At 38.9% G+C, this 16,016-nt stretch carries 14 protein-coding genes; 2 read left to right on the top strand and 12 right to left on the bottom strand.

All coding sequences use genetic code 11. The features are described 5' to 3' along the window. Positions 1–110 precede the first annotated feature (110 nt). Positions 111–2,720 carry a TonB-dependent receptor plug domain-containing protein gene (locus JO178_RS10835; protein WP_291935258.1) on the top strand — a complete coding sequence of 870 codons (2,610 nt, stop codon included), beginning with the start codon at positions 111–113 and terminating at the stop codon, positions 2,718–2,720. 162 nt (positions 2,721–2,882) lie between these two features. Here the strand turns inward: JO178_RS10835 and JO178_RS10830 are convergent, their stop codons facing one another. The 10 genes from JO178_RS10830 to JO178_RS10785 form a co-directional block, all read right to left on the bottom strand. Beyond that, positions 2,883–3,365: a MarR family winged helix-turn-helix transcriptional regulator gene (locus JO178_RS10830; protein ID WP_291935256.1), complete on the bottom strand. Its 483-nt coding sequence runs from the start codon at positions 3,363–3,365 to the stop codon at positions 2,883–2,885. Positions 3,366–3,367: 2 nt separating this feature from the next. Continuing rightward, on the bottom strand, positions 3,368–3,856 hold the full coding sequence (locus JO178_RS10825) for a GNAT family N-acetyltransferase (protein ID WP_291935254.1): 489 nt from the start codon (positions 3,854–3,856) through the stop codon (positions 3,368–3,370). A 155-nt stretch (positions 3,857–4,011) separates the two neighbouring features. Beyond that, positions 4,012–5,427 carry an efflux transporter outer membrane subunit gene (locus JO178_RS10820; RefSeq protein ID WP_291935252.1) on the bottom strand — a complete coding sequence of 472 codons (1,416 nt, stop codon included), beginning with the start codon at positions 5,425–5,427 and terminating at the stop codon, positions 4,012–4,014. 85 nt (positions 5,428–5,512) lie between these two features. Continuing rightward, positions 5,513–8,659: an efflux RND transporter permease subunit gene (locus JO178_RS10815; protein WP_291935250.1), complete on the bottom strand. Its 3,147-nt coding sequence runs from the start codon at positions 8,657–8,659 to the stop codon at positions 5,513–5,515. Next, positions 8,659–9,846, bottom strand: a complete 1,188-nt coding sequence (locus JO178_RS10810; protein WP_291935248.1) for an efflux RND transporter periplasmic adaptor subunit — start codon at positions 9,844–9,846, stop codon at positions 8,659–8,661. The genes JO178_RS10815 and JO178_RS10810 overlap by 1 nt, the downstream gene beginning before the upstream one ends. Position 9,847: 1 nt before the next feature. Next, positions 9,848–10,303: a transcriptional regulator gene (locus tag JO178_RS10805; protein ID WP_291935246.1), complete on the bottom strand. Its 456-nt coding sequence runs from the start codon at positions 10,301–10,303 to the stop codon at positions 9,848–9,850. Between the two features lie 116 nt (positions 10,304–10,419). After that, positions 10,420–10,932 (bottom strand): GNAT family N-acetyltransferase, encoded by a 513-nt coding sequence (locus JO178_RS10800; RefSeq protein ID WP_291935244.1) that lies wholly within the window; start codon positions 10,930–10,932, stop codon positions 10,420–10,422. 132 nt (positions 10,933–11,064) lie between these two features. After that, positions 11,065–11,295: a DUF2007 domain-containing protein gene (locus tag JO178_RS10795; protein ID WP_291935242.1), complete on the bottom strand. Its 231-nt coding sequence runs from the start codon at positions 11,293–11,295 to the stop codon at positions 11,065–11,067. 62 nt (positions 11,296–11,357) lie between these two features. Continuing rightward, positions 11,358–12,683 (bottom strand): L-lysine 6-transaminase, encoded by a 1,326-nt coding sequence (lat, locus tag JO178_RS10790; protein ID WP_291935240.1) that lies wholly within the window; start codon positions 12,681–12,683, stop codon positions 11,358–11,360. A gap of 114 nt (positions 12,684–12,797) precedes the next feature. Beyond that, a complete protein-coding gene (locus tag JO178_RS10785; RefSeq protein ID WP_291935238.1) occupies positions 12,798–14,348 on the bottom strand; it encodes an aldehyde dehydrogenase family protein in 1,551 nt (516 codons plus the stop codon). Between the two features lie 135 nt (positions 14,349–14,483). Between JO178_RS10785 and JO178_RS10780 the strand changes: the two genes are divergently transcribed. Further along, the gene (locus tag JO178_RS10780) at positions 14,484–14,633 is read left to right on the top strand and encodes a hypothetical protein (RefSeq protein ID WP_291935236.1); all 150 of its coding nucleotides are present in this window, start codon (positions 14,484–14,486) and stop codon (positions 14,631–14,633) included. A gap of 141 nt (positions 14,634–14,774) precedes the next feature. On the opposite strand, the gene JO178_RS10775 is transcribed toward JO178_RS10780, so the two are convergent. Further along, a complete protein-coding gene (locus JO178_RS10775) occupies positions 14,775–14,963 on the bottom strand; it encodes an Arc family DNA binding domain-containing protein (protein WP_291935234.1) in 189 nt (62 codons plus the stop codon). A gap of 70 nt (positions 14,964–15,033) precedes the next feature. Continuing rightward, complete coding sequence (locus JO178_RS10770) at positions 15,034–15,900, bottom strand: SPFH domain-containing protein (RefSeq protein ID WP_291935232.1); 867 nt, start codon at positions 15,898–15,900, stop codon at positions 15,034–15,036. Between the last annotated feature and the right edge of the window lie 116 nt (positions 15,901–16,016).

Here is a 16,016-nt window from a genome sequence, read left to right as displayed (position 1 = left end):
TCATGCGCTATTGCCAGTCTTTATAAAATCCCCTGATGAAGATTTAATACTCAATTCAAAAATAAATAGTCATCTTTGCAGCCTTAAATTCAAACACGCTAGTTTATTTCATGAGCATTATTTTCAAGAAGCGTCTAATTATAGCGCTTGTATTACCAACGGCCGCCTTGTATTACGGGCAGAGTACGAAGGATTCTTTAGAAAAATCCAAATCTATTGATGAGGTGATGTTAGTGGGAAGAAACCTTTCCCAGACAGCCAAAGAAAGAAAAACGCCTGTTGCAGTTTCTACCATTAAGGCAGCTGAAATTCAGGAGAAATTAGGAAACAGAGAATTTCCCGAAATTATGAAGTCTACCCCTTCCGTTTACGTTACCAAAGTAGGCGGTGGATTTGGAGACAGCAGAATTAACATGAGAGGTTTTGACGGAGCCAATATCGCTGTCATTATCAACGGGCAGCCCGTGAATGACATGCAGGGAGGTACCGTTTACTGGTCAAACTGGACAGGATTGGCAGATATTGCAAGCTCCATTCAGATTCAGAGAGGATTAGGTGCTTCCAAATTCGTGGTTCCTTCTGTTGGAGGTACCATCAATATCACAACCAAAGCTACCGATTCTGAGCAAAAAGCAATGATCAAAGGAGAAATTGGTAATGATAACTATTCCAGATTATCTGCAATGTATTCTTCAGGATTAAAAAACAAATGGGCAACAACAGTATTACTTTCCCGTTGGCAAGGTGATGGGTATATCAACGGAACCAAGGGAGAAGGGTATTCATGGTTTTTCTCAACAGGATTTAAGCCTAATGAAAAACATGCATTCAATTTCATTGCAACCGGAGCACCTCAGGTACATGATACGAGAAGATCATCTGCAACCGGTGCCAATGTAGCAACTTTACAGCAGTTTGAAACCTACGGAAGAAGATACAATCCACAAACGGGGATGCTGAACGGATCCTCATTCAATCTAGCCCCTAACTTCTATCATAAACCTATTGCATCCCTAAACTGGGACTGGAGTATCAATGACAACCTTAAACTTTCCACAGTAGTCTATGGTTCATGGGGACGCGGTGGCGGTGGTACCGGACTTAACGGTTCCATTAAAAATGCCAGCGGACAAACTATGAATTTCATGAACTACGGTCAGGGTGGAGACGGTACCATCAACTGGGATATGATTTACCGTTATAACAGAGGCGGTATGGTAACGGATTATAACGGAAACACTTTCCAGAAATCTACCTTTACGGCACCTGCAGGCTCTCCTGCTGATTATAACGGACAATATGTAGCGACTCTGAACGGAACGACAGGAATTGTAAGAAAACAGAGTATCAATGCCCACGACTGGTACGGAGCTATTGCTGATCTTAACTACAAAAAGAACAACTGGACTTTTAACGGAGGTATTGACCTTAAAACATACAAAGGAGCCCTTTATGATATCGTTACAGATATGTTAGGATCTGATGCATTATATGTTCCTAATACCGTTAATTCTCCAAAAGGATATTATGTAAACCAGGTTGTAAAACCTGAACCGCTTACCAAACTTGGCAATGCCCAGAAAGTATCTATTTACAACGAGGGCCTTGTAAAATGGGCCGGTGCCTACGGTATGGTTGAATACAGCACGGAAAAACTAAGTGCATCCGTTCAGGGATCCGTTTCCGAACAGTACTACAAGAGAATAGACTATATGTTGTATACTCCCGAAAACCAATCTACCAAATGGTACCACAAAACAGGTTATATTGTAAAAGGAGGTGCAAACTATAATATCGATGAGCATCACAACGTATTTTTCAATACGGGAGTGATCTCAAGGCAGCCACTATTCAACGCCCTGTTCCCATCCAACCAAAATATCTATAACGATGCGAAGAACGAAAGAATCTTTTCTGTAGAATTAGGATATGGTTTCAAATCACGCTATATCGATATTAACATCAATGCCTACAGAACGCAATGGGATGATCGTTTTATTTCAAGAACATTCAACGCTGGTGCAGCAGATGTGGCCAACTTCTCTCAGCTTAAACTTGGAAATGCCTATTTCTATAATGCATTAAATGTGGGTCAGCTTCACCAGGGAATTGAGCTGGAAGCAAAAGCAAGACCGGTAGCTAACCTTAGATTAAGAGGAATGGTTTCAATGGGTAACTGGAAATACAAAGGAAATGCAAGTTTCAACATCATGGATGTTCAGACCAATCAGGAAGTTTCCGGAGCAACAGGAACCATCAATATCAAAGATCTTAAAGTTGGAGATGCTGCTCAGACGACAGCAAGTATCGGTGCTGACTATAATATTACCAAAGCATTCAGCATTGATGCCAACTGGGAATACTACGACAAATTATATGCTCAGTTCAACCCGATCAACTTCCTTACCGAAGCAGCAAGAGAAAAAGGAATCGTAAAACTACCGAGTTATCATTTATTTGATGTAGGTGCTTCTTATAAATTCGTTATCGATCAGAAAAAATCGTTAACCCTAAGAGCGAATGTATACAACCTGTTCAACAAATATTATATCTCTGAACTAAGTTCTAATATTCATACGACCGATAAAATTGCCAATGGTCCGGATGCCGGAAAAACATACCAGGAAGCAGGAAGAGTTTATCAGGGCGTAGCAGACGGAAACACAGGATTCCTGGGATTTGGAAGAACGTGGTCCGTAGCGGCAACCTTCAAATTCTAACCAACAGCATATAAATACGTAATCAATAAAACCCGCCGGAAATGGCGGGTTTTTTATGGTGGAATTTTATAGAAAATTTACTATTGAAAATCATATCAAAAAGTCCGGATAAGCACTGATCCTAAAATAGAAAACTTCTTTAAAAACGGAATTCTCAGGTTTTTATCCCGAATTCTTAAGCCGTAGCGCTCTCTGGTAAAAAGATTGGCCGGCAAGTTTCTCTTCGGCTTCATCAATGGCGGTCAGCAAATTGTTTTTATTGTCTGCAATATCACCTAAGATCTGAGACATCAGCTCCCAAACCGGTTTCATCTTATCAATAAGTTCATTACCTTTAGAGGTCAGCTTAAACAATCTTTTACGCTCGTCCTGCCTGTCCTTTTCCCATTGTATTAATTCCAGCTTTTCAAGTTCTTTGAGTAAAGTGATGGTGGACGGATGGGTATATCCAATTTCGTTGGCAATTTCTACCACACTTGCTACTTCTTTTTTATAGATGGTAAAGATAACGGGAAACCATTTCAGCTCAAAGTCAATTCCAAAAGCTTTATAGATCATGGCACCATCCTTTCTGAGCTGTTCACTGAGGCGGTGAAGACGCGTTGAAATAGCAAGAATCCCAGCTTCGTTGATTACATTATTCATGATCATCTGATATTTAAGTGGTAAAAGATATCGTCCGCACTCATTAGCGGAAACAGGGCCGGAAGCTCATCTTTGGCTATTTTTGTAAAATGGTTCCTTTCATAAAAGCGCTGGGCTGCCTTGAGAACAGTTATCGTTCCCAGATAGAGATCATCAATTCCGTTGTCACGACAGAAACTGATCAGCACTTCCAACAGAACCTGGGCAATATTAAACTCTTTCCCTCTGAATTCTTTCTTCACAAACATTTTCCGAATGGCTCCTGCCCTCTCATCAAATTTCACCAAAGCAATGGAACCCACCAGTTCATGATCCACAAAAGCCCCCCAGAAATTTCCGCCGGCTTTCCTGTAAAAGCTCTCAATCTGCAGCAGATCCGGCTGATCTGTTATCGTAATAGGAATATTAAATTCCTTCTGCTGAATAGTCAAAATCAAATCAATCGCCTGTTCCGAATACGAATCCCCTATAGGCAGAATCTCAAATTTCATAGCATTTAATTTTAAAGTATAAAACTACGTAGTTAAATACATATATACAAATAAAAACGAATACTTTACAAAATTTTAACGTAAATTAAAAAGTTGGTCAAAAAAAACGTGCACCTTAACGGTACACGTTTTTATGTATCTAACAAAAAAACTGTTTATTTCCAGCCTCCGCCTAAAGCCTGATAAAGCTCAACGGCAGCCTTCATTTTACTGTATCTTGCATTGGAAATATTAAGTTCTGCATTTAATGAATTCACACTGGCATTCAATACTTCAAGATAGTTGGCCATCCCGTAATTTACCAGCTCCTGAGAATAGTCTACTGATTTTTTATAAGCATCCAGCTCTTTTTCTTTCAGTTCGATAAAAGAATCCTGTACCGAAAATACTCTGATCGCATCAGAAACTTCTTTTCCGGCAGTAAGCACTGTCTTTCTGAAATTCAGATAAGCCGTTTCCTGATTCGCAAGACTCACGTCATAGTTGGTCTTGATCTGTCTTCTGTTTAAAATCGGTTGGGCTAAACCAGCCACTACATTGGCAAATAGTGAATTCACGCTGAAAAGGTGGTCGATATCCACAGACTGAACTCCCCCGCTTCCGGTGATCTTCAGTGTCGGATAAAACTGGGCTTTCGCAGCATTAGTCAGTTCGAAAGCATTCATCAGATTATATTCCGCTCTCATCACGTCCGGACGGTTAGCCAGCAATTGGGTCGGGTATCCCAGTCTAAGATCGATCGGAAGCTTCTGTCCTTCCAGAGTAGATCTTTCAATCGTATGTGACGGTTCTCCCATCAAAAGACTCATGGTATTTTCAAGCAGCTGGATTTGCGTATCAATGTCTATCAATAGAGATTTTGCATTGAAAACAAGAGCCTCACTCTGCTGTACAGCTACTTCTGTTACGGTGCCTGAAATCTTTAAAGCTTTCGTTGTTTCTAAGTTTTTTTCACGTACTGCAATCGTTTCCGAGATAATTTTTTTCTGGGCGTCGAAAGTCAGCAACTGATAATAAGCCGAAGCGATGGAAGATACCAGACTGCTTTTTACGGCTTTATGAGCTGCCACAGTTCCTAAATACGTGGCAAGCTGAGCTTTTTCCTGAGCTTTCAGTTTACCCCAGATATCCGCTTCCCATCCGAGACTGGCTGTGATATCAAACTGGTTTACATATCTTCTTGATCCGATGATTTGCCCAAACTGCGTGTTGATAGACTGGGTCTGAAAGGTATAATTAGGTCCGATGCTCAGCGTAGGCTGATATGCGGCCTTGCTTTGTTTCAGATAGGCTTCAGCAGAATTGATACTTTCTAAAGCGATTCTGATATCAAGGTTGTTATCCAGTGCTTTTGAAATATGTTTCTGAAGAATAGGATCCGTGAAGATCTCTTTCCAGGAGATATTAGCAATAGTCGTACTGTCTGAAGGAAGCATATCGGTACGGTACAGCTTTTCGTCAACAACGTTCTTCGGTCTTTCATACTCTTTTCTGGCCATACAGGATGTAATGGCTCCCAGTATGAAGACTGAAAAAGTTATTCCTTTTATGATATTTAATAAACTCTTCATTATTTAAAATTAGAAGTTAGAAATCAGAGGTCGGAAATCAGATATCGGTTAAAGATCTAATTTCCGGGCCCCGAATTTTTAATTTTTATTCTGCTAAATTGATTTCTTCTTTTTTAATAGGCTTGATCTTTTCCTGTAGTGTTTCAAAAATCACGTACAGTACCGGGATTACAAAAAGTCCTAAAATAGTCCCTATCAATAGACCAATTGCTGCTCCGGTTGCAATGGAACGGTTACCTACCGCCCCGATTCCGCTTGCTAATACCAAAGGCAATAAACCGAAGATAAAAGCAAATGAAGTCATCAGGATTGGTCTTAGCCTCGCTTTTGCAGCATTAATGGCAGACATGACGATGGTTTCTCCGTGGTGTCTTCTCTGAATCGCAAATTCGACAATAAGGATCGCATTTTTCGCCAATAGCCCTACAAGCATGATCAGTGCAATCTGGAAATAAATATTGTTTTCCAAGCCCATGATCTTCTGACCGAAATAAGCTCCCATTACCCCTAAAGGAAGAGAAATTACAACCACCAGCGGAAGGATATAACTTTCATATTGTGCTGAAAGGATAAAGTAGACAAAAATCAAACTTAAGGCAAATATGATCAGCGTCTGAGATCCTGATGCCAATTCTTCTCTGGATAATCCGGTAAACTCAACAGCGTAATTCTGGTTCAGAGTTTCTCCGGCTACCTGCTGTACAGCTGCAATCGCATCCCCGGAACTGAATCCCGCAGAGTTGGCTCCCGTAATCTTCACCGAAGTAAACAGGTTATAACGGCTTACAGACTGTGGTCCGTATGCTTTGCTAAGGGTTACAAACTGAGAGATCGGAGACATGACACCAGATCCTGTTCTTACATACAGCTCATTCAGGTTGTCAATGCTTTTTCTGTTTTCAGGAAGAGCCTGAACCATTACTCTGAACTGCTTTCCGTATTTGGTAAAGTCAGCGGTATAAATACCTCCGATATACCCCTGCATTGTCGCAAGGATATCACTTACAGATACGCCAAGCTGCTTAGCCAGCGGAACATTGATATCCATTTGATACTGAGGGTATTTTGTATTGAATGAAGTTTGGGCAAATTCGATTTCAGGTCTCTGCATCAGTTTCCCGATAAACTCATTCGTCTTTGCATCAAGATCCGCATATTCACCTCCTGATTTATCCAGTAATACCATTTCAAAACCTGCACTATTACCAAAACCTGGTACACTCGGAGGCTGGAAGAATACTACTTTTGCATCAGGAACGGAACCTGAAATACCGAATAATTTTTTGGTAATATCATCAGAGCTCTGCCCATCTTTTTTCCTGTCTTCAAACGGCTTTAATTTAATGAAAGCAAGACCGTTGTTACTTCCGTTTCCGGATAAGAAACCTCTACCGGTAGAGATGGTCACGTTTTGTACTCCCGGAACTTTCAGTGCATTCGCCTGAAGTGTTTTCAGTACATTATAGGTTCTTTCCATAGAAGCCCCCGGAGGAAGCTGTACATCTGTAAAGATAATCCCGCGGTCTTCTGTAGGTACGAAACCTTTCTTCATGGTACTGCTTGCCCAGAATAAGATACCGCCTGTAACCGCGAAAATAATCAGGGTAACCCATTTATGTCTTAAAAGGAATACGAATCCTCTTCCGTAACGCTCAGTCGTTGTTTTAAAAGCAATATTGAACTTGTAGAAAAATTTCTGCATAAAGTTCATACTTTGGTACTTTTCATGATGCTCTGCATGCGGTTTTAAGAATAAAGAACATAAAACCGGACTTAATGTCAATGCATTAATCGCAGAAATTACGATGGCTACAATTAGGGTAATACCAAACTGCTGATAGAATACTCCGGTAGGCCCCTTGATAAATGTTACCGGAATAAATACCGATGCCATTACCAGGGTGATAGAAATAATCGCCCCTGTAATTTCATCCATCGCTTCTACAGTTGCTTTCTTCGCGTCAGAAATACCGTGTTCCATTTTAGCGTGCACCGCCTCAACGACCACAATGGCATCATCCACCACAATACCAATTGCCAGTACAAGGGCGAATAAGGTTAAAAGGTTGAGTGAATATCCGAATAAATTCAGGAAGAAGAATGCTCCTACAATCGATACCGGAACTGCAATTGCCGGAATCAATGTAGATCTGAAATCCTGTAGGAATATATACACCACGATAAATACAAGGATAAATGCTTCAAGCAAGGTATGAACAACCTTTTCAATAGAAGCATCAAGGAACTCGTTCGTATCGAAGTTAAAAGTATATTTAATTCCTTTCGGGAAAGTACTCTCTGCCGATTTCAGGTAAGTCTTGATATTTTTAATAATTTCCTGTGCATTGGAACCCGGTGTCTGGAAGATCCCCATACTGATGGAAGGACTGTTTCCGTTTTCCCCGATTCCGGTATAAGACTGGCCGGCCAATTCTACTTTCGCCACATCTTTCAGCATCAGATTTTGTCCGTCTTTAAGGGATTTAATGATGATATTGTCATACTGTCCCTTATCGTTGAACTTTCCTACATATTTGATGATGTATTCAAAAGAACTTCCGCTGTTCTGTCCGATAGAACCTGCTGCAGCTTCTCTACTTTGCTCGTTGATCGCATTTGTAACGTCTGTAGGTGTTACTCCGTAGGCAGCCATTTTTGCAGGATCCAGCCAGATTCTCATGGAATAGTTTTTACCCCCGAAAACGTTGGCATCCCCTACACCATTTACCCTTTTAAGGTTTGGAATAATATTGATATTCAGAAAGTTCTGAAGATACACATCATTCAGATCCTTATTTTCAGAATAGAAAGACATATACATCAGAGCACTGGTCTGCTGTTTCTGTGTTACCACCCCTGAGCGTGTTACTTCAGAAGGCAGTAAAGGTGTTGCTCTGGCTACACGGTTCTGTACGTTTACCGCAGCAATATCCGGGTCAATTCCTTGCTTAAAAAACACCTGAATCTGCGCAGAACCGTCATTTCCAGCAGAAGAAGTGATATAATCCATTCCTTCCACCCCATTGATCTGCTCTTCCAGAGGAACAACCACACTTTTCATTACAGTTTCCGCATTGGCTCCCGTATAGTTTGCGGTAACGCTTACCGTGGGAGGAGCAATATCCGGATACTGAGTCACCGGTAACGAGACAAGTCCTAATATACCGAGAATCACAATAAGAATTGAGATTACGGTAGATAAAACCGGTCTGTTAATAAAGTTTTTTATCATTAGAATTTCGGTTTTATTGATTGAACAAGACTATCCATTTTGATGGGTTTCGGCTTCACGGCAGTTCCGGGTTTCAGACCTCCGATACCGGCAGCAACAACAGTTTCACCTTTATTTACCCCCGATTTGATAAGGGCAAGATTGTCAATTCTGTCGATTACATTAACGACCACATTTCTGGCAGTATCCCCTTTTTCCACTTTATATACGTAAACGATACCCTGTTGCTCATAAGTCGCACTTTCAGGAACTACCAATACGTTATCATAGTGTTGAGGGAATCTGATAGTTCCGCTGTTTCCGTTGCTTAGCAGTTTCTGAGCGTTGGTAAATCCTACTCTGAACTGAATGGTTCCCGTAGTAGGGTCAATCTGGCCGGTAATCGCTTCAATTTTTCCTTTTTCAGGATAAAGACTTCCGTTAGCAAGCTGTAATTCAACCATAGGAAGATTTTTGATTTTTTCCGGCATGGAAGCCCCAGGAACTTTTTCAAGGAAATCGAAATATTCCTTTTCATTCATGGCAAAATAAGCAAATACCTGAGAAGTATCAGAAATCGTTGTCAGAGGAGTCTGATCAGAAGGTCCTACCAAACTTCCCACTTTCAGAGGGAGTTTTCCGACAACTCCTGAAATAGGAGCACGAATGATAGAATATTCGATATTGGCTTCTACTCCTTTGTAATTGGCAACAGCCTGTCTTTTGGCCGCATTAGCCTGTTGCAGCTGAGCCTGAGCCTGGGCTAAATTAGCCTGCGCAGTCTGTAGCTGTACATTACTGATGATATTTTTCTGAACAAGAGGTTTAAGTTTATTCACTTCTACCTGTGCAGCATTTACAGAAGCCTGTGCAGCAGCAATGGTAGATTCGGCAGCACTGATTCCTGCTTTGGAAGCTGCTGCATTTTCGCTCAGAATATTGGTTTCCAGACGGAACAAAGGCTGTCCTTTTGTAACATATTGTCCTTCATCTACCAATAATTGGGTAATATATCCCTGTATTTTGGCACGTACATCATTGTTTACCCTACCCTGAATGGTAGCCGGAAACGTCTGATAACCTACTATATTTTTTGACTCCACTGAAACCACAGGATAAGGCTTTGCACCATCCTGCTTCGGAGCTTCTTTTTTGCAGGCTGTCAGTGAAAACGCTGCAATAGAAAGTATAACTAGCTTATTATTCATTTTATAGTTTATTAAGAGATTCCTGAATATTTTCTATGTTTTTATTTAAGAGTGTTTTGTAATGTTCTATTCTTTCGTTATATCCATCGTCGTTACTTTTTTTAAAATTGTTTAAATCATCTAGTAGTCTTAATTCGTCCTGCATCTTTTGAACTATTTTTTCGAATCTTATTTTCTTGTAATCGTCATTAATGAAAAAATACCGTTTTCGCTCATCCATCTTATTATGATCTATGATAAGCTCTGCATTAAGCAGCAGTGAAATGCTTGTAGAGACTGAGCTTTTGCTGGCAGAAAGTACCTCCACAAACTCATCAAAAGTAATTCCTACTTTCTCATAATCGAAAAGAAGGTAGGAATAAATTTTTGAGGCTAATGGCGGTAAGTTGAAAACGGTGCCATAAAATTTTACGGCATCTTGAAAGATTTTTTCATCAATTTCTATACTTTGGTGCATAATATAAAAATTTGAACAAAAGTAAAAATTAGTTCGGAACCAAACGAACAAAGCTGATAGAGATTATAAATACAGGGCGTTTTAAAAATTCAATGAAAACAGATTTAACTTTTTGCCTAAATAATAATCTTCTCAAAAGCTTTCCGCATTCCGTCTTTTAAAAGAACTTCCCCGCAATACGAATATCCTTTACCTTCCAGGATTTTTAACATCGCTATATTATCGTGATTCGTATCCACTTTTACACTCTGAATACCATGAGATCTGGTAAAGTCTTCAATATGATCAAATAATTTTTTCACCATTCCCCGGCCAGCAAATTTCTCATCCACAGCGACTCTGTGAACAACCACAAATTCTCCGTCGCTCAGCCAGGCTCCTTCAATAGTACTATAAGCGGGTTCGTCATTTAGAATTAACGCTGCATATACTGCAATCTCACCATCTACAGTAAGCACATATCCTAAATTTTTTGCAATATCACTTTCTACTGTTCCGAGGTTGGGATATCCGTTCTGCCATTGTGTACTTCCGTCCTGTTTTCTTCTTTCAATAGACTGTTGGATAATCCCCCAAATAATGTGTCTTTCTTCAATTTCCGCTTTTCTTAATGTAATTTCTGGATTCATGTTATAAAATTTGCTGTTCATTCAATCTTTGAGATTTTCCTCTTTTAATAGTTGATAATTAATTAAAAAACCGAAAATTAATTAAAATTAATTTTCGGTTCGAAGTAGTAAAATTTAAAATTATGAAATTGTTTATTGATTTTCACTTTGTTGAAGGTAAGCATCAATAATTTCAAATGCTTTTTTCTCGTCGTCCAGATCTACCATTACCTTTAGCGAAGTTGCTGTAGGGGTGGTAGTAAATGTAAGATAACTATTTTCAACGGTATTTGTAATTTGTGCATCATCCAATTTAGACTTAACCAACTGAATTTCTGAAGGGTTATCACTTTCATAAACTGATACTCTCGTACTTCTTTCCATATCCTATATTGTTTGAGTATCTAAATATACAATGATTTTTTGAAAATTACAAATCTGCTGTTTTAAATTTTATTAATATTATTTTCAATTTTATCTAATGCCAGTTGAATTTCTGCTTTGGTAACATTAAGATGCGGTCTGAAACGTAAAGACACATCTCCACAAGGAAGAATAATTAGACCATCGTTAAACAGCTCATTCATCATATGATTTCTTTGAGCTGCAGACGGTAGATCAACAGCACACATCAGTCCTCTTCCTCTCGCATTTGAAATTTTTTCAGGATATTTCTCAGCAAGGACCTTCAGACTTTCTAACAGGAAATCTCCTACCACTCTTGCATTTTCAACAAGGTTTTCTTTTTCGATGACTTCCATTACCAATTGGAATCGAAGCATATCGATAAAGTTTCCTCCGAATGTAGAGTTGATTCTTGAACTTTCTCTGAAAACGTTATTCGGAACTTCATCGAATTTCTCTTTATTGGCTAACACTCCGCAAACCTGTGCTTTTTTTCCGAAAGAAATAATATCCGGTTTTGCTGTAAAATGCTGGAATGCCCACATTTTTCCTGTAATTCCGATACCTGTCTGAACTTCATCAAAAATAAGTAAGATTTCGTTGTCATCACAGATTCTTCTTAATCCCAACAGGAATTCGTCTCTGAAGTGATTGTCACCTCCTTCAGCCTGAATCGGCTCAATGATGATACATGCCACTTTATCGGGGTGCATCAAAATAGCTTCTTCAATCTGTACTAATGCAAGGTTTTCATTTTTGATCGTTTCTTCAAGGTTTTCTTCTGTAATCGGGAATTTCAATTTTGGATTTAAAATTCTCGGCCAGTTGAACATTGGGAAATACTGGTATTTTCTTGGGTCAGAAGTATTTGTTAAGCTTAGAGTATAACCGCTTCTTCCGTGGAAAGCCTGTTTGAAGTGAATACAGATTCCAGCCTCAGTATCAAGTCCTTTTGCAAAGTTTTTGCGGGTCTTCCAGTCGAAGCATGCTTTCATTGCATTTTCAACGCCCAGAGTTCCGCCTTCGATAAAGAAAGCATATTGTAATTCTTCAGGGATAACCACTCTTTCAAATACTTCTAAAAAGTGAGCATATTCTTCAGAGTAAACATCCGCTAAAGTAGGTTTATTGACAGCCATTCTGCCTAACCATTCTGATCTTTCCATAAGATAAGGATGGTTGTAGCCGACAGACGCTGAGGCAAACATAGAGAACATATCCAGGTATTCTCTGTCTGTAAGTTTATCGTAAAGCCATGATCCGTGGGATTTTTCAATATCCATCACAAAATCGAAACCGTCTGCCAAAACATGTTTTCCTACCGTTTCTTTTACTTTATTTGCTTTTATATCTAATGTTTGTTCCATAATAAATTGATGTGTGATTTAATAAATGAACAATGAAATGATCTGTGAAGAGCCCCATCATTATTCAGGTTATTAATTTTTGTTTTTTAGTTTTTTTGTATTGAAGTAAAGCTTTTATAAATCAAACTTAATTCCTTGTGCTAAAGGAAGTTTAGCTGTATAATTTATAGTATTAGTTTGCCTTCTCATATAGTATTTCCATGCGTCTGATCCGGATTCTCTTCCACCTCCGGTTTCTTTCTCACCACCGAAAGCACCCCCGATTTCAGCTCCTGAAGTTCCGATATTTACATTGGCAATACCGCAATCCGATCCTGCATGAGAAAGGAATAATTCTGCTTCTCTGAGGTTTTGTGTCATGATCGCAGAAGATAAACCTTGCGGAACATCATTCTGGATAGCAATTGCTTCTTCCAATGTTTTGTATTTAATTACATATAAAATCGGCGCAAATGTTTCGTGCTGAACGATTTCATAGGAATTCTTCACTTCTGCCACACATGGTGTCACATAACATCCTGATTCATATTCTTTTCCGGATAGCACTCCGCCTTCAACAACGAATTTACCTCCTTCTTTTTTACATTTTTTGATCGCTTCTTCATACTGGTTGACAGCATCCGTATCAATTAAAGGACCCACATGGTTCATTTCGTCCAGCGGATTTCCGATTTTTAACTGACCATATGCTTTTACAAGTCTAGTTTTTACTTCATCATAAACACTTTCGTGGATGATGAGCCTTCTTGTAGAAGTACACCTCTGTCCTGCTGTTCCTACTGCTCCGAATACCGCTCCGATGATAGACATATCGATGTCTGCATCTTTCGTAATAATAATCGCATTATTCCCTCCCAGTTCAAGGATTGATTTTCCGAATCTTTCCGCTACTTTAGAAGAAACCATTCTTCCTACTCGTGTAGATCCTGTGAAAGAAACCAAAGCTACTCTTTTATCATCCACCAGTTTCTGTCCGATTTCATGATCAGATACCAATACACTTGAAACGCCTTCAGGAAGATTGTTTTCCTTTATAACTTCATTCATAATATTCTGACACGCAATCGCACAAAGCGGAGTTTTCTCAGATGGCTTCCAAATGGTAACATTACCACAGATCCATGCTAAAGCCGTATTCCATGACCATACAGCCACCGGGAAATTAAATGCAGTGATGATTCCCACCACACCCAGCGGATGGTATTGTTCATACATTCTGTGTCCTGGTCTTTCAGAGTGCATCGTATATCCCTGAAGTTGTCTTGAAAGTCCTACTGCAAAATCACAGATATCGATCATTTCCTGAACTTCTCCAAGTCCTTCCTGTAATGATTTACCCATTTCATAAGAAACAAGTTTTCCAAGATCTTCTTTATATTCTCTTAATTTTAAGCCGAGTTGTCTCACGATTTCTCCTCTTTTAGGAGCCGGAATCAGCCTGAATTCCTGAAATGCCTTTTGAGCAGTTTCAATTACTTTGTCATAATCACTTTCTCCGGAAGTCTTTACTTTGGCAATTAATTTTCCGTCCACAGGAGAGATGCTTTCTATCGTCTTTCCTGAAGCGAAATATTTTCCGCCCACTGAAGTCCCTTTATTTTCTTCTTTGATCCCAAGGTTTTTGAGTGTTTTTTCGATTCCGAAATCCTTTACTTTTTTTGACATAAAATCTTACTTTTCGTTCTCTCTAAAGATAAAAATATTATGTGAACCTCAAAACTTAATTTTTTATCACGTTTTTTATTTGGACTAATTATAAACATGTTTATCTTTGTAGTGTAATATTTTTAATATTCACCAATGGAAAATTCACAAGAAAATAACTCAAAGTTTAAAAAATGGTTTAAACGTGTGGGATGGGCCGGATTGGCCTTCTTCACCATCAAAGGCTTGATCTGGCTGGTCATATTCTATTTTGGCGCAGACAGTCTTCAAAGCTGTATAAAATAAAAGCTGAGAAAATTTCTCAGCTTTTTGTTTTTTCATATAACCCGCAAAATGATATTGAGCCTATTGCAAATCATTAAAAATAGTCACTTTTTTTATGTATTTCGCAATTTTTTACACATCATTTTTTCACTTACTGGTCAATTATTCTTTCTTTTTTCTTCCGGAATTGACCAGGCTCTGATGCAGCAGGTATTCAATCTGACCGTTTACACTCCTGAATTCATCATTCGCCCACTTCTCCAGAAGTTTGTAAGTAGACTCATCTATTCTTAGTACAAAGGATTTTTTGCCTTTGTTTTCTGAAGAGTTCTGAGTTTTTTCTGATTTCATTTTTTCTGTTTTACACGAATGTTTATTATTGGGCTACGGCATTATAATGTCGTAATTTCACCTTTTCTTCTTAGTTATAGAGTGTTCCCGCATTCAATATAGGTGTTGCTGCTTTTTCACCACAAAGGACTACCATAAGATTGCTCACCATTGCTGCTTTTCTTTCATCATCAAGTTCAACGATATTGTCAGCGGAAAGTTTTTTTAAAGCCAAATCTACCATTCCTACAGCACCTTCAACAATTTTTGTTCTTGCTGCTACAATAGCTGTAGCCTGCTGTCTCTGAAGCATTGCACCTGCAATTTCCGAAGCATATGCCAGATGGGTAATTCTTGCTTCCTGAATAACAATTCCTGCAGGAGCCAGTCTTTCCAATAATTCCTGTTCCAGGATTTTATTGACCTGATCTCCTCCGTCTCTCAGGGTAATATCCGCATGTTCATCTTCAAGATTATCATACGGAAAACTTACCGCAAGGTGTCTTACCGCAGCTTCACTCTGCATCCTTACATAATCCGTATATCTTTCCACTTCATACGCTGCTTTATAAGTATCTCCTACTTTCCATACAATTACGGCTGCAATTTCAATGGGGTTTCCCATTTTATCATTTACTTTCAATGTTTGCCCCTGAAGGTTTTCAGAACGAAGACTTATTCTTTGTGATGAATACAGAGGATTGATAAAGAACAATCCGTTTTCTTTTACGGTACCTACATACTTTCCAAAGAAGTTCAGCACTCTTGAATGATTAGGCTGAATAATCATTAACCCTTTTAAGAAAAAGCATGAAAGCAGAAAACATAACATTGCAATAACAACATAAGCTACACTCTGATCTACACCTGAAATAAAGAAATATACTGAAACAGCAAACAAAATCAGGCAGATCACTAAAGTTAAATAACCCGATATGGGTTTTAATGTTTTTTCCATGATTGAATTTTTAATTTGATATTATTTTGATATCATAAATTTAGGAAGAAATTATGAATAAAAAATATAAATGATGATTTTTTTTGGCTAGGAGCTATACACCTCACAAGCCGTAT

This window comes from Chryseobacterium sp. (genome assembly GCF_019236175.1).
Lineage (GTDB): Bacteria > Bacteroidota > Bacteroidia > Flavobacteriales > Weeksellaceae > Chryseobacterium.
This window is presented reverse-complemented; position numbering and strand designations above follow the sequence as displayed.